The sequence below is a fragment of the Mycobacterium sp. E342 genome (assembly GCF_001667665.1).
Classification (GTDB): domain Bacteria; phylum Actinomycetota; class Actinomycetes; order Mycobacteriales; family Mycobacteriaceae; genus Mycobacterium.
The window spans coordinates 17176-36651 of record NZ_LZJM01000078.1; the positions used below are offsets into that span (position 1 = coordinate 17176).

16 protein-coding genes, 1 tRNA gene and 2 pseudogenes are annotated in these 19476 nt (G+C 68.2%); 10 read left to right on the plus strand and 9 right to left on the minus strand.

Annotated features, from left to right (window positions below; all coding sequences use genetic code 11):
- Positions 1 to 1725, minus strand: coding sequence for an NAD-binding protein (locus A5692_RS05040; RefSeq protein WP_197514357.1), 1725 nt, complete (start codon positions 1723 to 1725; stop codon positions 1 to 3).
- Between the two features lie 159 nt (positions 1726 to 1884).
- On the opposite strand from A5692_RS05040, the gene A5692_RS28860 reads away from it, so the two are divergent.
- Positions 1885 to 3180 (plus strand): tetratricopeptide repeat protein, encoded by a 1296-nt coding sequence (locus A5692_RS28860; RefSeq protein WP_068052829.1) that lies wholly within the window; start codon positions 1885 to 1887, stop codon positions 3178 to 3180.
- Between the two features lie 87 nt (positions 3181 to 3267).
- The gene (locus A5692_RS05050) at positions 3268 to 3753 is read left to right on the plus strand and encodes an NUDIX hydrolase (protein ID WP_231984196.1); all 486 of its coding nucleotides are present in this window, start codon (positions 3268 to 3270) and stop codon (positions 3751 to 3753) included.
- 31 nt (positions 3754 to 3784) lie between these two features.
- Here A5692_RS05050 and A5692_RS05055 read toward each other — a convergent pair whose 3' ends face one another.
- Positions 3785 to 4423, minus strand: a complete 639-nt coding sequence (locus A5692_RS05055) for a glycoside hydrolase (RefSeq protein WP_197514359.1) — start codon at positions 4421 to 4423, stop codon at positions 3785 to 3787.
- A 153-nt stretch (positions 4424 to 4576) separates the two neighbouring features.
- On the opposite strand from A5692_RS05055, the gene A5692_RS05060 reads away from it, so the two are divergent.
- Positions 4577 to 5086 (plus strand): nitroreductase family deazaflavin-dependent oxidoreductase, encoded by a 510-nt coding sequence (locus tag A5692_RS05060; RefSeq protein ID WP_068052838.1) that lies wholly within the window; start codon positions 4577 to 4579, stop codon positions 5084 to 5086.
- 125 nt (positions 5087 to 5211) lie between these two features.
- Positions 5212 to 6195 carry a hypothetical protein gene (locus A5692_RS30335; protein WP_082962374.1) on the plus strand — a complete coding sequence of 328 codons (984 nt, stop codon included), beginning with the start codon at positions 5212 to 5214 and terminating at the stop codon, positions 6193 to 6195.
- 37 nt (positions 6196 to 6232) lie between these two features.
- On the opposite strand, the gene A5692_RS05070 is transcribed toward A5692_RS30335, so the two are convergent.
- The 4 genes from A5692_RS05070 to A5692_RS05085 are packed head-to-tail and all read right to left on the minus strand — an operon-like array spanning position 6233 to position 9548.
- The gene (locus A5692_RS05070) at positions 6233 to 6997 is read right to left on the minus strand and encodes a S9 family peptidase (protein ID WP_068052843.1); all 765 of its coding nucleotides are present in this window, start codon (positions 6995 to 6997) and stop codon (positions 6233 to 6235) included.
- Positions 6998 to 7017: 20 nt separating this feature from the next.
- Positions 7018 to 8085 carry an alcohol dehydrogenase catalytic domain-containing protein gene (locus tag A5692_RS05075; RefSeq protein ID WP_068052846.1) on the minus strand — a complete coding sequence of 356 codons (1068 nt, stop codon included), beginning with the start codon at positions 8083 to 8085 and terminating at the stop codon, positions 7018 to 7020.
- Positions 8082 to 8792 (minus strand): phosphonatase-like hydrolase, encoded by a 711-nt coding sequence (locus A5692_RS05080; RefSeq protein ID WP_068052849.1) that lies wholly within the window; start codon positions 8790 to 8792, stop codon positions 8082 to 8084. Before A5692_RS05080 ends, A5692_RS05075 begins: the two co-directional genes overlap by 4 nt.
- A gap of 12 nt (positions 8793 to 8804) precedes the next feature.
- Positions 8805 to 9548, minus strand: coding sequence for a GntR family transcriptional regulator (locus tag A5692_RS05085; protein ID WP_082962375.1), 744 nt, complete (start codon positions 9546 to 9548; stop codon positions 8805 to 8807).
- A gap of 176 nt (positions 9549 to 9724) precedes the next feature.
- On the opposite strand from A5692_RS05085, the gene A5692_RS05090 reads away from it, so the two are divergent.
- The gene (locus A5692_RS05090) at positions 9725 to 11158 is read left to right on the plus strand and encodes an MFS transporter (protein ID WP_068052854.1); all 1434 of its coding nucleotides are present in this window, start codon (positions 9725 to 9727) and stop codon (positions 11156 to 11158) included.
- Positions 11159 to 11312: 154 nt separating this feature from the next.
- Here the strand turns inward: A5692_RS05090 and A5692_RS05095 are convergent, their stop codons facing one another.
- Entirely contained in the window at positions 11313 to 12092 is a 780-nt protein-coding gene (locus tag A5692_RS05095; protein WP_068052857.1) for an alpha/beta fold hydrolase, read from the minus strand.
- 90 nt (positions 12093 to 12182) lie between these two features.
- On the opposite strand from A5692_RS05095, the gene A5692_RS05100 reads away from it, so the two are divergent.
- Positions 12183 to 13949 (plus strand): GNAT family N-acetyltransferase, encoded by a 1767-nt coding sequence (locus tag A5692_RS05100; protein WP_068052860.1) that lies wholly within the window; start codon positions 12183 to 12185, stop codon positions 13947 to 13949.
- Positions 13950 to 14134: 185 nt separating this feature from the next.
- Here the strand turns inward: A5692_RS05100 and A5692_RS05105 are convergent.
- Positions 14135 to 14207 (minus strand) — tRNA-Arg (locus tag A5692_RS05105).
- A gap of 114 nt (positions 14208 to 14321) precedes the next feature.
- Here A5692_RS05105 and argS point away from each other — a divergent pair.
- The 4 genes and pseudogenes from argS to thrC all read left to right on the plus strand — a co-directional run.
- Positions 14322 to 15974 carry an arginine--tRNA ligase gene (argS, locus tag A5692_RS05110; protein ID WP_068052863.1) on the plus strand — a complete coding sequence of 551 codons (1653 nt, stop codon included), beginning with the start codon at positions 14322 to 14324 and terminating at the stop codon, positions 15972 to 15974.
- The gene (gene lysA, locus A5692_RS05115; protein ID WP_068052865.1) at positions 15971 to 17389 is read left to right on the plus strand and encodes a diaminopimelate decarboxylase; all 1419 of its coding nucleotides are present in this window, start codon (positions 15971 to 15973) and stop codon (positions 17387 to 17389) included. Before argS ends, lysA begins: the two co-directional genes overlap by 4 nt.
- 3 nt (positions 17390 to 17392) lie before the next feature.
- Positions 17393 to 18718, plus strand: coding sequence for a homoserine dehydrogenase (locus tag A5692_RS05120; RefSeq protein WP_067920834.1), 1326 nt, complete (start codon positions 17393 to 17395; stop codon positions 18716 to 18718).
- A pseudogene (thrC, locus tag A5692_RS05125) lies at positions 18715 to 19329 on the plus strand (threonine synthase); the annotation flags it as partial. The gene A5692_RS05120 and the pseudogene thrC, both read left to right, overlap by 4 nt.
- Here thrC and A5692_RS28020 read toward each other — a convergent pair.
- A pseudogene (locus tag A5692_RS28020) lies at positions 19275 to 19463 on the minus strand (pyridoxal-phosphate dependent enzyme); the annotation flags it as partial. The pseudogenes thrC and A5692_RS28020 overlap by 55 nt on opposite strands.
- Positions 19464 to 19476: the final 13 nt, after the last annotated feature.

Genomic DNA, 19476 nt, shown 5'->3' on the forward strand with positions numbered 1-19476 from the left:
TTAGGCCGACGCGCGCTGGTCGTCGCCCGCCGCCGGCTGCTGCGGAGGCTGACCCTTGCGCAGCGTCGCCAGCAGTTCGCGGTACGGGCCGACCAGGTAGACGGTGTCGCCGCCCCGCAGCCAGGCGTCACGGCGCGGGTGGAGCTCGACCGGCGCGTCCTGGCGGGTGATCGCGATGACGCGGGTTTGCGTCGACAGTTCGAACATCTTCAGCCCGTCGAGTTCGCTGCCGGGGGCCACGTGCATCCCGCCGATCATGAACGAGCGCTGCCCGACGGAAAAGGTGCCCAGCACCTGCAGGCCCATCGCGGCGCCGATGAACCATGGCGCGGCCAGTTCGACGGTGGACCGGACGTTTTCGAAGCCGAACCGCTGCGCCACCGCGGCACCCAGCGCACGGTCATAGACCCGGAGGACCAGGGGAACGTCGGGCCGCACGACTTCGGGCTTCACCCGGGGTCCCAGCATCTCGCGCAGCACGATCCCGGTCTCGATGTTGACCATGTCGTCCTGCGTCAGCACCGCCACCGCGCGGGCGTGGTCGACGCGCGCCGCCTCCAGCGTCTGGCGCAGCGTCGCGTCGCCGAAGATCACCGGCACGTCAAGGTCGGCCGCCGTCGACAGAAACCGGTTGTTCTCGTCGCGCTCGATCACCGCGACGTCGTACCCGGCCGACCTCAAGTCGGCGATCACGCGGCTGCCGAACGAACCCAGCCCGACGACGATGACGTGGTTGCGCAGGTGGCGCGCCCGGCGGCGGCCGACCGAATGGGCGAAACGCCGCGATAGCAGCAGGTCGGCGATGAAGGCGACCAGAAGCGCGGTGGTCGTCACACCGGCGAACATCAACATGATGCTGAACAGCCGCAGCCAGGTGGGCTGCTGCAGGAAGCTGAAGTCGCCGTACCCCACCGTCGCGATCGTCTCCGTGCTGAAATACAGCGCGTCGAGCCACGTCATCTTCGGATGCGGCTGGTAGCTGAACCGCAGCACCACCGTCGACCCGATCAGCAGGCACGCCGCCGCCAGCAACGCCCGCGCGAACATCGGGTTGACGTCGTCACGCAGGGCGCGCGCGCCGTCGAGCGCTCTGCGCAGCCGGGTCAGGCGATATCGCGTCACCGTGGGCCGCGGAACCCTGATGCCGCGGGCGGCCAGTTCGTCGGCGGTGCCGATCATCGCGGTCCAGTCGCCGGCGTGGATCGGCAGGTCGCGGCCCGGACAGGACACCACCTCTCCCGGGGTGGCGCAGTTCTCGCCGTGAATCACCGCCACCGGCGCCAGGTCGCCGTAGATCTCGCGCAGCGTCGCGCTGTACGGCGCCGCGGCGCCGGAGACGACGAACTCGATGCCCGCCGCCTCGAACGGGTGCACGGTGTGCGCCAGACACGCCTCGACGACCGAGGGCGCCGCCAGGTCGGCGACGTCCAGGATCGCCCCTGGGCGCTTGTCGGCGGCCATGGCCGTGCGCAGCACGTCATTGGCCAGCCGCGCCACCACCCGCACGCGCGGGTTGGCCTTGCGTGCCAGCAGCGCGATTTCCAGGTTGGTCGCGTCGTCGTCCCCGACGCAGATCACGGCGAGAGCGCGGGTGACCCCGACGGTTTCGAGCTCACCGGCGGTGCGGACCTTGACGATGTGCATGCCGGCGGTGTTGAGCTCCTCGACGATCGTGGTGGCCAGCGCGTCGTCGCCGCTGACGATGATGTGGCCGCGCAAGGTCACCCCCGCTCCCGGGCGTCCGGCATAGCCCCCACCTCTGCTGACGTTGGCGTTTTGTTCCTATGACTATCGGGCACCGTGCCGATTCATGCCAGCGCGACACCGGTGACGCCGAAGGCGGGGTGAATTGCCACGGCGCCGCGCGCGAGATTCGATAGCGATATGACGCAGCCGGAACTGCCCGGGCCGCTCGCCGCCTTGACCCGGCTCATCTCGGAGCGCATCGCCGCGGCCGACTTCGCCGGGGCTTTGCCGCTGATGAACGAGCTGGTCGCGCTGTGCCGGCCGATCCTGGGGGAGCGCCATCCCAACGTGTTGGACATGGAGCTCGCGCTGGTGCACCTGCAGCTGCAGATGGGAGACCAGGCCGGGGCGTATGCCGCTCTCGAGCAGCTGGTACCCGAACTCGAGGAGGTGCTCGGGCGCAACCACATCACCACGTTGACGGCGCGTCACATGTTCGCGGACCGGCCGCAGCCCGAGGGGCGCGCCGCCCTGGCCGAATGGTCGCAGCTGTTGGCCGACGAAGAAGGCGTGCTGGGCGCCGAGCACCCGACCGTGCTGACGTCCAGGGACCGGGTGGCGCACCAGCGCAAGGAGCTCGGTGACTACCCGGGTGCCATCGCCGAGGGTGAGCGCGTCCTTGCCGCGCGGCGCCGGGTGCTCGGCGAACACCACGAGGACACGCTGGGGATGCGGTTGTCGCTGGCGCAATGGCACGGCGAATCGGTGGACGCCGCCGGGGCCATGGCCCAACTCGAGTCGCTGGTCGAGGTGATGCGAGAGAAGCTGGGCCACGACCACCGCCACACGTTGATCGCACGGCACACGATCGCGCTGTGGGAGTCCGAACCCGAGGACTACCGGGACAAGGTTGCCACCTGGCAAGCCCTGGCCGACGACGAAGCCCGGGTCTTCGGTGACGACAGCCCGCTGACCGTCGCCGCCCAGGAGGAACTGGCGAAGTGGCGGGACCGTGTCGAGGACCTCCGCTGGGTGGCCGAGATGCGCGACCGGGTCGAAGAATCCACCAAACGCCGATTGTGCGCCAAACAACAAGCGACACAACGCTTTTCGAATGGCGAATACTTGCGGTGCTGGCTTGCCGAGCGGGGTGCCCAATTCCCGGTCTGGGCAAGCCATTACGGCGGCGATGCCGTCTGGGACTTCTCCCCGGAGTCCCTCGATGCGCTGGAAGAGCTGCTCGTTCAGAAGGCCCCGACACCCGAACAGCTCCTGGACGAGGAACGCAATGCCCCGTTCGTCGACGGCGCGGTGTGGTATCTCGGCGAGGTGCTGCGCCGCGGACGATCCCTGCCGTGGGAATACACCCGCGGCGAAACGGCGGATCCCACCGTCGGACACGTCGACGTCTTCGGGGCCCTCGCCAGCGTGTTGCATTCCGTCGACCGCGGCGCACTGCGCCGAACGTACGACCGCTTCACGGCCCCCCGGTGATGGGACGCGTCGTGGGCCGGCAGTGATACTGGGCGGGTGCACTTCATCGAATGCGTCGCGTCCCGCGAGGTCTACCGGAGCCAATGGATGGTGCTCCGCGAAGACGACATCCGTCGCCCGGACGGCAGCCCCGGCATTTACGGCGTGGTGGACAAGCCCGACTATGCGCTGGTGATGCCGTTCGACGGGCACCGCTTCCGGCTGGTCGAGCAGTTTCGGTACCCGCTCGGGGCGCGACGCTGGGAATTCCCGCAAGGAACCGCACCCGGTTTGGCGGACACGGACCCCTCCGAGCTGGCCGCGCGTGAGTTGCGCGAGGAAACGGGATTGAGCGCGACGTCGTTCGAGGTCCTCGGCCAGCTCGACGTCGCACCGGGCATGACGAGCCAGCGCGGGTGGGTGTTCCTGGCCACCGGAATCGTCGAGGGCGAGCCGGACCTCGAGCACGAGGAACAGGACCTGCGCAGCGCCTGGTTCGATCGCGAGGACGTCGAGCAGATGATCCGTTCCGGAGTGATCGCCGACGCGCAGTCCGTCGCCGCCTACGGCCTGTTCCTGCTGCGGCGGCCATGACGCAATGCGGGGACCCGCCGGGTCCGGCGTGTCACTGGTTGGGCGCGGGCGTCATCGAGGCGATGTAATAGACCTCGTGCCCGGTCGGGTAGCCGCCGCCGTTGGTGGCGATGTGGACGTGGTCGTAGTGGTTGAGGGTTTCCGACCCGAGGTCGGCGGTCCAGCTGCCTCCTCCGACGCCCGGATAGATCTTCTGCCGCCAGATCACGTGGTTGATTCCCCATCGCTTCGCGTTCGCCAGGGCGTACCCGGCGATCTGGTTGCCCAGCTCGATGCCCTCGAGGCTGTTGTGGTTCGGGATCATCACGTCGATCGCCAACCCGTTGGGATGCCACGGCAGGGGATCTTCGCGGTACCCGTAGATCGTCTTGATCTGCGGAAACAGCACGCTGATGGCTCGCTCCGCCCAGATCGTCTTGACCTGGAGCCGGTCCTCCGAAGCCAGGCCGTGGGGCAACGCGACCTGGAACTGCTGGGCGGCGGCGGGCGCGTTCGCGGCCAGCATCTCGACTTCCGCGGGAGTGGCAGTGTGCGGGGTGTTGGGCGGGACGGCATTGGGCGGCGCGGCGACCGCTGTGGTGGGGGCCGCGGCCACGGCGTTCGGCGCGCAGCATCGCGGCTTTGTGTCTTGGGCGTAGACCATGCCGGCCGCAAGCACGAACGAGGCCATGATCGCCAGCCAGCGCCCCCGGCCGTTGGCAAACACGTTCTTGCCCACGAGCTGCAGCTTAGTGTCGTAAGCGACGCTTGTGGCGCGTTTCATGGGGATTCTCAGCTGGTCGAATCGACCCTGAGCCGCCCCGGGTCGGTTCACAATGACACCATGCCCGGCCAGTCCTTCGACAATGCCAATCCGTTTCACCGGATGATGCGTCGCTTCGCGTCGACACCGGTGGGTGTCGCGCTCCTTCGCCCCACGGCGCACCACCTCGACCGGGTCATCACCCGGGTCAGCGGGGGCAGAACCAGCTTCGCCGGGCTGGCAACCGGCATCCCGGTGGTCATGCTCACCACCACCGGCGCGCGATCCGGTGAGCCGCGCACCGTCGCCGTGTACGGAATCCCGCACCCGGACGGCCTGGCCCTCATCGCGTCCAACTTCGGCGGCACCAAGCACCCCTCCTGGTACCACAACCTCAAGGCCCACCCCGAAGCGACGGTGGCCATCGGCCGGGATAGCTGGCACGCGAACGCGCGGCTCGCCGCGCCCGGCGAGCGCGACGAGATCTGGGCGAAAGGCCTTGAGCTGTATCCGGGCTGGCGCAAGTACGAAGCGCGGGCCGGAACGCGCCACATCGAGGCGTTTGTCCTGGCACGACAGCGGAGCGGCTGACCCGAGACCCCACCGATAAGCTGGCGACCGACTCAAATCTGCTCGAGGCGAGTCGCATACAACGGTCACCCTCGATTGAAGGACTTCCATGAGCTCGCTGCGCTGCGTGGGATGCGGTGCGGACGGTGGGTAATCCAAGGCTGCACGTCGCGTTCGTATGCAGTTTCAACCGCGCTCGATCGGTGATGGCCGCGGCGCTGTTCGCCGAGCAGCTGCGGGAGCGTGGTCTGGAAGATGTGGTGCGGATCTCCAGTGCGGGCACGCTCGCGTGGGTGGGCGACACGGCCGATGAGCAAGCGTGCTCGGTGCTGTCCGCGAGTGGTTATCCCGCCCCGGCGGGCCATCGGGCTGCGCTGGTCGGCCCTGAGCATCTCGCCGCCGATCTGGTGGTGGCGTTGGGCCGCGAACACGTGGGGGTGTTGCGGGAGCGTGGCGTCGACGATGCCCGGCTCAGGTGCGTGGACGTCCGGAACCCGGTCTTTGGCGCTGACTTCGAGCACGCCTTGGCAGCGATCGAGGCCGCGATGCCCGGGCTGCACGAATGGCTGGATGACCGGCTGATCGCACCCGGTTTCGGCCGCTTGGAAACGGCCGTCGGCTTTCGCTTTTGGACGGGAATGACCGGGGACGTGCTGAGATCCCCGTATTACGGGGAAATGGCCTGGCCGACGAAATGGTCCGCCGCCGAATGCCGCTACACCCCGGAGCACGTGCCGCCGGCGCCGGAGTGCGAGTGCGGCTGGTATGCCGATATCGAGGTCGCGGACGTGATCGCGCGGGCGCGCGGGTTCCCGAAGGTGTCGCAGCTGGTCTCGCGAGCGACGCCGCAACTGAAGGTCACGGATGCGCCGTGGTCGTACCTGGTTGTCGGCAAGGTTGTCTTGCATGACGTGCTGCCGTTCCGGCCACCGCCGACGATGAAGATCAGCCCGCGTGCCGAGTACCGGGCGCGCGTGGGTGGCATCGTCGAGCTGGGCCTCCTCGACACCGACGGAGGCCCGGAGGCCATGGCGTTCGGCCAGGAGTTGTCGGACCGCTACGAGGTCGAAGTCCTGGACATCAGCGATCGCGGGGAGCTTGGCGAATGTGCCCCCGGCGTCGGCGGGTGAGCATCGAGCATCGCATTGGCCGGTGTGCCTACTCGACCTAACCCGTGTCGCCTAAGTAGGCGTCGGCCCAGGCGCCGATGATCCGCCCCGCCCGATGGGCCTGCCCGCGAGCGGTGAGAAAGTGATCCGACCCCTCCAGCGAGACGAAGCTGCGGGGGTGACGGGCCAAGCGGAAGATCTCGCTGGCGTTCTCGATGCCGACCGTGTTGTCCGTGGGCGAGTGCAGGATCAGCAGCGGCAGGCGCAAACCCTTGATCCTGTCGCGCAGGTGGGCCCGGCGAACATCCTCGACGAATGCCCGCTTGAGCGTCAGCGTGCGCCCACCGACCATCCATTCGGCGCTGCCCTCGGTCAGGCAGCGGTCGACGACTGCGTCGTAATGCTTTTCGACGTGGCTTGGGTCGACCGGTGCGGCGACCGTCACCACCGACCGCACCCCGGGCGATTGTCGCGCCGCGGCGAGCACCGCCGCGCCGCCCCACGAGTGCCCGATCAGGATGTCGGCCGGGGTTCCGCGGCTTGTCATGAATTCGCACGCCTTGGCGATGTCGTGGACCTTGACGGTGAACGACCCGTCGCCCCAGTCGCCCTCGGATCCGCCGAGCCCGAGCGCGTCGAAGCGCAACATGCCGATGCCGTCGGCGGCAAGTTGCTTGCAGATCCTCGCCGCGGCGGGCGAGTCCTTGCCGAGCGTGAAGCCGTGCGCAAACACGCCCCAGCCCCGCACCGCTCCGTCGGGCACCTCGATGACGCCGGCCAGCCGCGCGCCCGTGGAGCCCTGGAAAGTGACGCGTTCGCCCATGGTGACGATCTAACCAAGGCCTAGGGCGCGACCGAATATCGCGGCGAGGGGCCGGGGGAGCCGACGAGCAGACCCGCGACGTCCGCGAGCGGCCGGGGCTGGGCAACCAGCTCCGGCCAGGGAAACCGGTCGTGGGTTGCGCGCAGAAAGCTCAGCGCCGCACTGAGGTGCCGCGGCTCGTAATTGTGCACGCCGAATATCGACAGCTGCCGGCGAACGACTTGCTCGGGGTCGAGCTCGATGGCGCCGTTGGGGGCGACGGAACCGGCGAGGACAGCGATGCCCTGGCCGTCCAACGCGGCCAATCCGGCCTGCAAGGCCGCCGATGAGCCGGAGAACTCCAACAAGACGTCGCAGCTTTCCACGTCGTGTACCAATGCCGCCTCGTCGGTGGCGCCGAATTGCCTTGCCAGCTGCCTTCTTTCAGTGTTGGGATCGATCGCCGTGACCACCGAAGCGCCGGCCGAGGCCGCAGCCGCGACAGCGTTGAGTCCAAGCATGCCGACCCCCACGACGATGACCCGCCGGCCGGCCAGCGGCCCCGCGCGGTCGATCACCGCCATGACCGTCGCCGTCGCGCAGGCGGCGGGAGCGGCGACGGCGTCACTGAGGTCGTCGCCGACGACCGCGATCGCCAATCTGCTTGGTAGGAAGACATATTCGGCATAGGAGCCGGACAACGCCCAGTCCGAGTCGAGCGCCTCGTGCCCGGCCTTGCGGACGGTGCGGCATTTGGCGGTGACCCCGGCGCGGCAGCGGTCACAGGTTTGGCAGGGCAGCGTGATCGACCAGATGACGCGTTGCCCGGGGTGTAGGTCATGGCCGTCGACGTCGCGCCTGCCTGCTTGTCCGACGGCAACGATCTCACCGACGGCCTCGTGGCCGAGGATCGACGGGCACGGTTGTAGACGACGGCCGCTGACGGTGTGCCGGTCGCTGCCGCACACGGTGGCCAGGCGCACCCGGACGAGCACGTCGGTCGGGCCCAGCGGTGGCACCGCCACGCGCTCGACGGCGATCCGGTCGCCGCCGCGCCATACCGCCGCGGCGGTGGTGCCGATCCGCCGGTCGAGGGTTGCGCTGGTCATGGAGCGCTCATCGCTACCGGGCGCACGCCGAGCAGGCCGGGCAGGTCGGCCACCGACGGCAGCAGGTGGGTGTGCCGGTGGGCACCGAGTTGGTCGGCGTCGCCGGCTCCCGAGAGGACGCCCACCACCATCGCGGCACCGGAGTTCGTCCCGGCTTCGAGGTCGCGGGGAGTATCTCCGGCGACCAGGACGCGCGCCACATCGGTCACGCCCAGCCGTTCCATGGCCCGAAAGATCATGTAGGGCGCGGGGCGTCCGGCGGCCACATCGCTGCCGCAGACGACGGTGTCCGCCACCGCGTCGTCCATCCATCCCAGCGCCGATAGCAGCGATTCGACGATGACGCGATCGAATCCCGTTGTCAGCGCGACCTTTACACCACGCTCGCGCAACGTGGACAGAGCCTCGAGGACCCCCGGCAGCGGGTGCGGCGGGTGATCGGCGTAGGCGGTGCTGAGCCGGGCGTGGAAATCGGTGACCACCACTTCCAGCTCGCCCGCGCTCGGGGAGGTGCCGGAGCGGGAGGTGAGTAGTTCGCGCAGCGCTTCGTGCTTCGAGGCACCGTGCCAGCGGGCGATTTCGGCCTCCGACGGCGATGCCCCGTGGGCTCTCGCGGTCTCGGCGAGCACGCGGTAGACCTGCTGGCCGTCGTCGATCGTGGTGCCGGCCATGTCCAGGACCACGAGTTCGGGCGGGAGGATCGTCATGAGCTCGACTCCTTAGGGCTTGGCGTTGCGCGTCAGGGCGCAGCGCGCATCCAGGGTGTTTTCGAGGGTGAAACTGACCAGTCCCGGCAGGTATCGGTCATCGTGGTATTCAAGGACTTCGCCGTCCGGCCTTCGCGTCGTTCGCTGCTGACGCAGCAACGGAACTCCCTCGGGCACATCGAGGTGCTGCGCGTCCAGCACGTCGGCGGCCACCGCGTCGATCACATGGGATGCGCGGGCGAACTGCACGCCCTGTGAAAGCAGGTACGCCCACAGGGATCCCGAATCGCAGTCGAAGTCGAACAGGCGCCGACCTACGTGCTCGACGAAGACGGCGCGCTCGAGCATCGCGGGCTCGTCGTCGAGGTAGCGCAGCCGCAGCACCTGGACGACCGGCGCATCGACGTCGACATGCAGCACCGCTGCGGCGTGCTGGTCGGCCCGCCGCAGCGCCAACTCCAGGGTCCGCTGCCCGGGCGTACGGCCGATCGAGTGCGCCCACGCCGAATACGACAGGAGCGTGTCGAAGGGCTGTCCGGTCGCGGCGGAACAGACCACCGGCGGTTTGCCGCGCCCGCCGGCGATGACGCCCTCGGCGCGCAGGGTGGCCAGCGCTTGGCGCACCGGTCCGCGCGACGCGTTCCACTGTTCGCACAGCCGAGACTCCGAGGGCAGCGGGGCGCCCACGGCCAATTCGCCGAGGCGGATCCGTTCCCTCAGGCTGTCGGCGATGACCTCGTGCAGTGCTGTTGCCACGACTTGACTATACATGTCTGGTTGAGGGCTCCGACCAGGCTTTACTGACGAATCAGCCTGTTGGTTAAGGGAATCTGAACATCTCCTGCCCAGCACGTTCCGGTGTTGACAGCTACTGAACCTCTATCGGAGGGTTCTTGTAATGACAAGTCGACGCGCTTGGAATCGGAGCCTCAATGACTGACGTCGCCAGCGACGAGAGCGTCGGGAAGTCCATCGACGACGCCCAACTCGGCGTCTTCCACTTCAAGGCAGCGGCGACGGCCGGGGCGGGATTCTTCACCGACTCCTATGACCTCAACGTCATCGGCTCGGTGACGCTGCTGGCCGCACCGCAGTTCCGCCTCGGCAGCGGTCAGATCTCGATGCTGACCAGCTCGACGCTTCTCGCGGTCGCGGTGGGCGCGATGGTGTTCGGCCGGCTCGGCGACATCTTCGGCCGCCGGCGCGTGTATGGGCTCGAAGCCGTGCTGATGATCGTGGGGGCCCTGGTGTCGGCGTTCGCCCCGAGCTTCACCGTGCTGTTGGTCGGCCGGCTGATTCTCGGCGTGGGCATCGGCGGCGACTACCCGGCCAGCGGCGTCATCATGACCGAGTACGCCAATGCGCGAAACCGTGGCCAACTCGTCGGCATGACATTCCTGTTCTATGTGTTCGGTCAGGTCTGCGCCTATCTCGTGAGCCTGCTGGTCCTCGCGGTCGGTGTCGACAACGACCTGGCGTGGCGACTGATCCTCGGCCTGGGTGTACTGCCGTCGGTGCTGGTTCTCTACCAGCGTCGCCACATGCCGGAGTCGCCCCGGTGGACGGCCGAGCATGGCGACGAACGTCGGGCGCGCCAGGACTTCGAGAAGTTCGCCGGAGCGGGCAACCAAACATTCAGCGCGGCAATGGTTGCTAAGGCCCCGGTCGGTGGGCTGCGGCTGGCGTTGACGAATCGCAAGGTGCTCATCACCCTGCTGGGCACGGCCGGAAGCTGGTTCTTCTTCAACGTCGCGGTGTACGGCAACTCGGTGAGTCAGCCGCTGCTGATCAAGACCATCAGCCCGCACGGCTCCACCCTGTCCAACATCGCGCTGAACGCCGTGCTCGTCGTCTGCTTCAGCCTGGTCGGCGCCATCGCCGGGCTCTTCGTTCTCGACCGATGGCCGCGGCGTCGACTCCAAATCGTCGGCTTCGGGTTGTGTGCGCTGGCCATGCTGCTGATCACCGTGGTGCCCAGCCTGAGCAGCGCCGTCCTGCCCTTCGGGATCGTCTTCGGTCTCTCGTTGTTCGGCATCGCGTTCGGTCCGAACTACACCACCATGCTGCTGGCCGCCGAGTCGTACCCGACCGCCGTCCGCAGCAGCCTGCACGGCCTGTCGTCGGGTGTCGCCAAGGTCGGCGCGTTCGGGGGAGCGCTCGTGGTGCCGCTCATCCTGGCGTCTTCGGGGCTACGGGCGGTGACGCTGCTGGCGTTCGGCTGCTACGTCGCGGCGATCGCGACGACGCTCCTGCTGCCGGAACCCCGCGGCCGCGCGCTCGACGAGGTCAGTGAAGACCTGAAATTCACGACTGTTGCGACAGCTTCCGCGCGTCAACGCGCCGGACGACTCGTTCAAGCGCAGTGACCTGCCCACGCGAAGGTTCTGCATAACCGCACGTCAGCGGGGCTTCTTGGAAGTGCCCCCGGCAGGATTCGAAGGCCTTGAGCCGCTGATGGCCTACACCATGCAAGACGCCGGCGCGGCCCAGGCGCGAGCCGACGTGGCATCCGCGTACAAGTCAGCCTCTGCGGGCGACGTCTTGGCTCAGGATCTGGGGCCAGGTCTCGAGATCGGCGGGGCTGTGCGCCACGGTGAGCGTTGACCGCGGCATCAGTGCGGCAAGCGATTCCGCTGTCGACATCGGATGCGCCGGGTCGCCGACCCAGGCCAGAATCGTCGTCGGCACATCGATTCGTGCGACCGCTTCGCGAGCGGGCAGGTCGCTGAGAGCCGCGCCTCGAAACAGTGATGGCAGCAGCGCGTCGGCCACATCGGGAACTGTTTCGGGCGCGCCGACCGTGGCTGGCGGCGGAGTCGCCCCACGCGCCGACGCGATGAATGCCCCGACTCCCTCGGTTTCGATGAATTCGGCCGCATCCCGGTAGATCGCCGCCTGCGCGGGCCGGGTTTCCCACGCGGTGGCCGGCACCATGAGCGTGAGGCCGGCGAAGCGGTCCGGCTCGCGGGCAGCCGCGTGCAGCAGCGTGCCGGTACCCATGGACGGGCCGACTCCGTGCACCCGTTCGCCGGGAAACCATTTGTCGAGCAGCTGCAGCAGATCCTCGGCAAGGCTTTCCCATCGGTAATCCTCCGGGACCTTGCGCCCAGTCGACTTGCCATGTCCGCGTGCGTCGTACCGCAGCAGTCGGGTCCCGCTGAGGCCCCTGCCGAGGTCGAGATTGAGCACCCGGTCACGCGCGCGGCTGGAGGTAAGTCCGTGCAGTTGAACTACCGGATGACCGCCTTCGTCGCTCAGTTCAACCGCAAGCTCTGCTCCAGGAACCACGAAAGTGGACATCACGCAACTCTTCTCACGACCGGACGGCTCGCCCCGGAGCCGACCGCGCAGACCGAGCATTCAGGCTAACTGGGGCGTTAGGGTACCGCCATGCGGCTGACCAACGTGGCGCACCTGCGGCTCCCCTTTGGACGACTCTGGGGCTACGACGTGTCGGTGTCTGACCTCGGCCGGCAGCTCCCGGTGTCTTTCGACCAGCGCATACACGTTGGTGCGGGCGCACGACCCGGCTCCTGGATGGCTCTGTCCATTCGGTTGCCGGCGGGGGTCAGCCGCCAAGCGTTGGCCGATGCGTGGCTGGCTGTGATCGCCCGCCACGGCACCCTACGAACGGCGTTCACACCCGGGCCGGACGGCGATCCGCAGCTACATGAGATCGATATTCACCCAGGCAAGTGGGTAGAGCATGAGATCACTCCGGGCCAGGCGGTCAACGACGCACTGCGAGTAGTTCTCAATGCGACGTGCTCGCCCTATCAGCGGCCCTCACATCGATTGTGTGTGCTGGAGACTGCCGCCGGATTGACGGTGGTGATCGCTGCCGACCACGCCCACGTCGACATGTGGTCAATGCTGGTGATTGCCCGGGACCTGTTGTCGATGCTCGCCGACGCGCGGATCGGACGTACGTCGTCGCTGCAGCCGCCGCCGGCATTTGTCGTGCACACGCAAGCACTGTTGGACCGTCCCGCGGCACCGGAACGCGTGCGCGCGCGGTGGGCACACATCATCAGCGACAGCGGTGGGGTGATGCCACGGTTTCCGCTGCCGTTGGGTGAGTCCGGGCCGCATCCGGAACGCGTCGAAGTGCGTGACGTGTTCGATGTCGATGACGGCGCCGCGTTCGCCGCGCAGGCACGCGACGACGGTGTCTCGACGCTGGCGCTCGCTGTGGTCGCCATGACTGCGGTGACCCTCGAGTTGGCCGGGGCGCCGCTGCGCGCGGTCTTCCCCGTGCACAGCCGATTTGAAGACAAATGGCACGACTCGGTGGGCTGGTTCATCACCAATTCGGTCCTGGAGTCGGCGGTTGCCGAGCCGCACGCCGCGGCCGCCGCCGTCAAAGAAGCCGTGCAGCTTGGTTCGTGGCCACTGGCCGACGTACTGGCTCCGTGGGGTGGAATGCCCGTCGCGCCCGGCATGTTCGCGATTTCCTGGCTGGACCAAAGCAGACTTCCGGTGCGCATCGACTCGGTCGGACTCGACGCCCAGTATGTGAGCGCGAGCGTTGACACCGACGGCGTCATGCTCTGGTTCATCCAGGACGAGTCCGGGCTACATCTGCGCTGCCGCTACCCGGATACCGCAGAGGCACGAACCAACGTGGGGGCGTGGCTGGACCTGTTGGTGGCGCGCCTACAGGCACTGGCGCAGTCCTCGGTTCGAGGACTGCTGCGGGTAGCGGGCCGCACATATCGTGTGCAGCGCGCGACGCGCGAACACGTGGGGGTGATCGCCCAGCTGCTCTCCGACGACGAATTCGGTCAGGATCGCGAAGACGCCGAACTCGAACGCTACGAGGCGGCCTACGACATCGTCGTTCGCGACCGATCCAACTATCTCGGAGTCGTCCTGAACGGTTCCGATATGGTCGTCGCGACTGTGCAATTGACGATCATTCCCGGCCTTTCCCGCGGCGGCGCCACCCGGCTGCAGATCGAGGGATTACGGGTCGCGAAAGACGAACGCGCACAGGGCCTTGGTACTGCACTCGTCGAGTGGGCACACAACTACGGCCGAGCACACGGGGCACAGCTGGCGCAGGTGACCACAGACGAGGCTCGCGAAAGGGCTCGGGCGTTCTATCGCCGGCTCGGGTACCACGCCGCCCACGTCGGGCTGAAATGCACCATCTGAGTCCGGGCCATGCCGACGCGGCGACCACGGCGCGGATCTACGCCGATAGCCAGGACGACGCGCTTTTGCTGGCCGGAAAGACTTTGGGAACAGTTGTGACATCCTCGTGACACTGAGGCCCGAAACGGCGTTTTCATTAGCCGAGCTGACTAACAGAAATACCGTCTGACCTGCGAGAATGTCTGTGCCCCCGGCAGGATTCGAACCTGCGGCCTTCTGCTCCGGAGGCAGACGCTCTATCCCCTGAGCTACGGGGGCGCATGGAAACCAGGATGCGCCAATGGGCCCAGACAGACTAACGCATCGCGATGACTGCTCGACCACCGCAATGGATTCGGGGCGCGGGCACCTGAGCCAATAGGATGGACGCTCGTGACCCCCGCTGACCTCGCTGAGCTGCTCAGGACCACCGCTTCCGCGGTGCTGGCCGAGCGCGGGCTGGACGTTGCCGCGTTGCCGGCGACGGTCACCGTGGAGCGGCCCCGCAACCCCGAGCACGGCGACTACGCCAGCAACCTGGCGCTGCAGCTGGGCAAGAAGGTCGGCGCCAACCCCCGTGAACTGGCCGGCTGGCTGGCCGAGGCGCTGTCGGGGGCCGACGGCGTGGCCTCGGCGGAGGTGGCCGGGCCCGGCTTCATCAACCTGCGCCTCGAGGCGTCGGCGCAGGCGGAGATCGTCAACGCCGTCATCGACGCGGGCGACACCTTCGGCCACTCCGACACGCAGCGCGGCCACAAGATCAACCTGGAATTCGTCTCGGCCAACCCCACCGGACCCATCCACATCGGCGGCACCCGCTGGGCCGCGGTCGGCGACGCGCTGGGCCGACTGCTGTCCACCCAGGGCGCCGACGTCGAGCGCGAGTACTACTTCAACGACCACGGCGCCCAGATCGACCGCTTCGCCAACTCGCTGATCGCCGCCGCCAAGGGTGAACCGACGCCCGAGGACGGCTATGCCGGCGCCTACATCAACGACATTGCCGCGCAGGTGCTGCAGAAGGCACCCGACGCGCTGAGCCTGCCGGCTGCCGAGATGCACGAGACGTTCCGCGAAATCGGTGTCGACCTGATGTTCACCCACATCAAGGAATCGCTGCACGAGTTCGGCACCGACTTCGACGTCTACACCCACGAAGACTCGATGCACACCAGCGGCCGCGTCGACCAGGCCATCGCCCGGCTGCGCGGGACCGGCAACATCTATGAGAAGGATGGCGCAACCTGGTTGCGCACCAGTGCTTTTGGGGACGACAAGGACCGCGTCGTAATCAAGAGCGACGGCAAGCCGGCCTACATCGCGGGTGACATCGCCTACTACCTGGACAAGCGACAGCGCGGCTTCGACCTGTGCATCTACATGCTCGGCGCCGACCACCACGGATACATCGCCCGGCTCAAGGCCGTGGCCGCCGCGTTCGGTGACGACCCGGCTCACGTCGAGGTGCTGATCGGGCAGATGGTCAACCTGGTCCGCGGCGGCGCGCCGGTCCGGATGAGCAAGCGGGCGGGAACGGTGATCACGCTCGACGACCTGGTCGAGGCGATCGGCGTCGACGCGGCGCGCTACAGCCTGATCCGTTCCTCGGTCGACACCCCGATCGACATCGACCTGGCGCTGTGGTCGTCGGCGTCCAATGAAAACCCGGTCTACTACGTGCAATACGCGCACGCGCGGCTGTCGGCGCTGGCCCGTAACGCCGCGGAACTGGGCCTGGCCCCCGATACGGGGCACCTCGAGCTGCTCAGCCACGACAAGGAGGGGACGCTGCTGCGCAGCATCGGGGAATTCCCCCGCGTGCTGAAAACCGCTGCGTCCCTGCGGGAGCCGCACCGGGTGTGCCGTTATTTGGAAGACCTGGCCGGCGACTACCACCGGTTCTACGACTCGTGCCGGGTGCTGCCCCAGGGCGACGAGCAGCCCACCGGCCTGCACACCGCGCGCCTGGCGCTGTGCGAGGCCACCCGCCAGGTCATCGCCAACGGGCTGACGATCCTTGGTGTCACCGCTCCGGAGCGAATGTGAACGTGCACCCCGCCGGCCCTCGGCACGCCGAAGACGCCCGGCACCCCGATAGCACGCCGCGGCCGCAATCGCCCGACGAGTTGCTGCGACTTGCGCCGAATGTCTGGCCGCGCAACATCCTTCGCGACGACACCGGGGTGGCCAGCCTCGCCGGAATATCGGTCACCCAGCTCGCCCAGGAGTACGGCACCCCGCTGTTCGTCATCGACGAGGACGATTTCCGGTCCCGGTGCCGCGAACTGGCGACGGCCTTCGGGGGCGGGCACAACGTGTGCTATGCGGCCAAGGCCTTCCTGTGCAGTGAGATCGCCCGCTGGGTCGACGAAGAAGGCCTCTCGCTGGACGTGTCCACCGGCGGCGAGCTCGCCGTCGCGTTGCACGCCGACTTTTCGCCGGAGCGAATCACGTTCCACGGCAACAACAAATCCGTCGCAGAACTGACCGCGGCGGTCAAAGCCGGTGTCGGACATATCGTCTTGGACTCGATGACCGAAATCGAGCGCCTCGACACGATCGCGGGGGAGGCCGGCGTCGTTCAGGACGTCTACGTCCGCCTCACGGTCGGGGTCGAAGCGCACACGCACGAGTTCATCTCGACCGCACACGAGGACCAGAAGTTCGGGCTGTCGGTGGCCAGCGGTGCGGCGATGGCCGCGGTGCGCCGGGTGTTCGCCACCGACCACCTGCGCTTGGTGGGGCTGCACAGCCACATCGGCTCGCAGATCTTCGACGTCGACGGCTTCGAGGTCGCCGCGCACCGCGTCATCGGGCTGCTGCACCAAATCGTCGACGAATTCGGTGTGGACAAGACGGGTCAGATTTCGACCGTGGACCTCGGTGGCGGACTGGGCATCTCGTACCTCGGCACGGACGACCCGCCGCCGGTGGCCGAGCTGGCGGCCAAGTTGACGGCGATCGTCGCCAACGAGTCGGCGGCCGTGGGCCTGCCCACCCCGAGACTGGTGGTCGAGCCGGGGCGTGCCATCGCCGGGCCGGGTACCATCACGCTGTACGAGGTGGGCACCGTCAAGGACGTCGACGTGAGCAGCACGGCCCAGCGCCGGTATGTCAGCGTCGACGGCGGCATGAGCGACAATATCCGCACCGCGCTCTACGACGCCCAATACGACGCCCGGCTGCTGTCGCGGGCCAGCGACGCGCCGGCGACGCTTGCCAGGATCGTCGGAAAGCACTGCGAGAGCGGGGACATCGTGGTGCGCGACGCGTGGGTGCCCGACGACCTGCGCCCCGGTGATCTGCTCGGGGTCGCCGCGACCGGCGCGTACTGCTATTCACTGTCCAGCCGCTACAACATGGTCTGCCGGCCGGCCGTGGTGGCGGTGCGTGCGGGGCGCTCGCGCCTGATCCTGCGCCGCGAGACGGTGGACGACCTACTGAGTCTGGAAGTGAGGTGAACTGTGCCCCGTGACGAAAAGCCGGTCGGCGTAGCGGTACTCGGGTTCGGCAACGTCGGAAGCGAAGTTGTCCGAATCATCGAGGACAGCGCCGAGGACCTCGCGGCGCGTATCGGTGCCCCCTTGGTGTTGCGCGGCATCGGAGTGCGGCGGGTGGCCGCCGATCGCGGCGTCCCGATCGAGTTGCTCACCGACAATATCGAGGAGCTCGTCTCCCGTGAGGACGTCGACATCGTCCTGGAGTTGATGGGTCCGGTGGAGCCGGCCCGCAAGGCGATCCTGCGCGCGCTCGAGCACGGCAAGTCCGTCGTCACGGCGAACAAGGCGCTGTTGGCCACCTCCACCGGGGAATTGGCGCAGGCCGCCGAAAACGCCCACGTCGACCTGTACTTCGAGGCGGCGGTCGCGGGCGCCATCCCGGTGATCCGCCCGCTCACCCAGTCGCTCGCGGGCGACACCGTGCTGCGGGTCGCCGGCATCGTCAACGGCACCACCAACTACATCCTCTCCGCGATGGACAGCACCGGCGCCGACTACGCCACCGCCCTGGCCGAGGCGAGCGCGCTGGGTTACGCCGAGGCCGATCCCACGGCCGACGTCGAGGGCTACGACGCCGCGGCCAAGGCCGCGATCCTGGCATCGATCGCCTTTCACACCCGGGTGACCGCCGACGACGTCTATCGCGAGGGCATCACCAAGATCACACCGGCCGACTTCGCCTCCGCCCGGTCCCTGGGTTGCACCATCAAACTGCTGTCCATCTGCGAGCGCATCACCGGTGACGACGGACAGGAGCGGGTCTCGGCCCGCGTCTACCCGGCGCTGGTGCCGCTGTCGCACCCGTTGGCCACGGTCAACGGGGCCTTCAACGCCGTCGTGGTCGAGGCCAAGGCCGCCGGCCGGCTCATGTTCTACGGCCAGGGCGCCGGCGGCGCGCCCACCGCGTCTGCCGTCACCGGTGACTTGGTCATGGCCGCCCGCAACCGGGTGCTGGGCAGCCGCGGGCCGAAGGAATCGAAGTATGCCCAACTTCCCATCGCGCCAATGGGTTTCATCTCCACGCGCTACTACGTCAGCATGAACGTCGCCGACAAGCCCGGCGTGTTGTCCACGGTGGCGGCCGAATTCGCCAAGCGCGAGGTGAGCATCGCCGAGGTCCGCCAGGAGGGCGTGGTCGACGAGGGCGGGCGACGGGTGGGGGCCCGCGTCGTGGTGGTCACCCACAGCGCCACCGACGCGGCACTCTCCGAAACCGTGGACGCGCTGGCCGATCTCGATGTCGTGCAGGGCGTCACCAGTGTGCTGCGGCTGGAAGAGACCGGCCGATGAGCGTTCCGCGTACCGCCGTGCACCAACCGTGGCCGGGATTGATCGCGGCCTACCGCGACCGGCTGCCGGTGGGCGACGACTGGACCCCGGTCACCCTCCTCGAAGGCGGCACCCCGCTGATCGCGGCGACGCGCCTTTCGGAGAAGACGGGCTGCACGGTGCACCTGAAGGTCGAGGGCCTCAACCCGACCGGCTCGTTCAAGGACCGGGGCATGACCATGGCGGTCACCGACGCGCTGGCGCGGGGTCAGCAGGCCGTGCTGTGCGCGTCGACCGGCAATACCTCGGCGTCGGCGGCCGCGTACGCCGCCCGCGCCGGCATCACCTGCGCGGTGCTCATCCCGCAGGGCAAGATCGCGATGGGCAAGCTGGCGCAGGCGGTCATGCACGGCGCCAAGATCATTCAGATCGACGGCAACTTCGACGACTGCCTGGAGCTGGCTCGCAAGATGGCGGCCGACTTCCCGACGATCGCGTTGGTCAACTCGGTCAACCCGGTGCGCATCGAGGGCCAGAAGACGGCGGCGTTCGAGATCGTCGACGCGCTGGGCGCCGCGCCGGCCGCCTGGGTGCCGAGCATGCGGGGCAGCTTGTCGATGACTCCGTCGTGGTGATATTCGGTGTAGCCCTTCCAGTACGCGGTGATGTTGCCCGCGTTGCCCACAGGAAGGGCGTGCACGTCCGGCGCGGCGCCCAGCGCGTCGACGATCTCGAACGCCGCCGTCTTCTGGCCCTCGATGCGCACCGGGTTGAGCCCT

Bases quoted from the DNA above. Each gene is read 5' to 3' on its own strand.
- A5692_RS28860 (WP_068052829.1), top strand. From the start codon at position 1,885: ATGACGCAGCCGGAACTGCCCGGGCCGCTCGCCGCCTTGACCCGGCTC.
- A5692_RS05050 (WP_231984196.1), top strand. From the start codon at position 3,268: ATGGTGCTCCGCGAAGACGACATCCGTCGCCCGGACGGCAGCCCCGGC.
- A5692_RS05055 (WP_197514359.1), bottom strand. From the start codon at position 4,423: ATGGCCTCGTTCGTGCTTGCGGCCGGCATGGTCTACGCCCAAGACACA.
- A5692_RS05060 (WP_068052838.1), top strand. From the start codon at position 4,577: ATGCCCGGCCAGTCCTTCGACAATGCCAATCCGTTTCACCGGATGATG.
- A5692_RS05070 (WP_068052843.1), bottom strand. From the start codon at position 6,997: ATGGGCGAACGCGTCACTTTCCAGGGCTCCACGGGCGCGCGGCTGGCC.
- A5692_RS05075 (WP_068052846.1), bottom strand. From the start codon at position 8,085: ATGACCAGCGCAACCCTCGACCGGCGGATCGGCACCACCGCCGCGGCG.
- A5692_RS05080 (WP_068052849.1), bottom strand. From the start codon at position 8,792: ATGACGATCCTCCCGCCCGAACTCGTGGTCCTGGACATGGCCGGCACC.
- A5692_RS05090 (WP_068052854.1), top strand. From the start codon at position 9,725: ATGACTGACGTCGCCAGCGACGAGAGCGTCGGGAAGTCCATCGACGAC.
- A5692_RS05095 (WP_068052857.1), bottom strand. From the start codon at position 12,092: ATGTCCACTTTCGTGGTTCCTGGAGCAGAGCTTGCGGTTGAACTGAGC.
- A5692_RS05100 (WP_068052860.1), top strand. From the start codon at position 12,183: ATGCGGCTGACCAACGTGGCGCACCTGCGGCTCCCCTTTGGACGACTC.